Source organism: Parapedobacter deserti (genome assembly GCF_042646065.1).
GTDB classification, from domain to species: domain Bacteria; phylum Bacteroidota; class Bacteroidia; order Sphingobacteriales; family Sphingobacteriaceae; genus Parapedobacter; species Parapedobacter deserti.
The window spans coordinates 1-574 of record NZ_JBHRTA010000040.1; the positions used below are offsets into that span (position 1 = coordinate 1).

General features: G+C 44.9%; 1 protein-coding gene. It reads left to right on the forward strand.

The window, feature by feature from the left end; genetic code table 11:
- On the forward strand, nt 1-574 hold a 574-nt coding region (locus ACFOET_RS17710; protein WP_379025153.1), incomplete at both ends, for an imine reductase family protein.

Genomic DNA, 574 nt, shown 5'->3' on the forward strand with positions numbered 1-574 from the left:
CGGGTAAAACAATTCTTAATCTTACGACTGGAAGCCCCAAAGAGGCAAGCCAAATCGAAGCAATACTTTCCGAAAAAGGGGGGCACTACATTAATGGGGCACTCCAGGTGGCTCCAGACCAAATGGGGCTCGAAAGTACTACCGTATTACTTTCAGGAAACTCAAACGTCTATCTTCAAAATAAATCTGTCGTGGATGTTCTTGGCGGTAACCTAAAATACCTGGGTGAAAACCCTTCGGCTTCATCGGCCATGGATCTGGCTACTTTAACCTGGCTCTATGGCTCTTATATAGGTTTGATTTATGGCGTGAAACTATCCCGACAATATGGCTTGAAGCTGGAAGATTATAGCGTAATTATTGGAGAGATAACGCCAGGGTTCACAGATTTTTTCAAACACGAAATTGACGTGATCAACCGTGCTGACTATCAAGTTACGCAAAGCCCGTTGTCTATTAGCGTGGCGGCTACCCAACGAATCGCAGATAGCTTTAAAGAGCTGGATGTCCTGCAGGAGTTTCCTAAAACGCTCGCGGAAATTTTAAACAAGGCCCACCACAAAGGACTGGATAA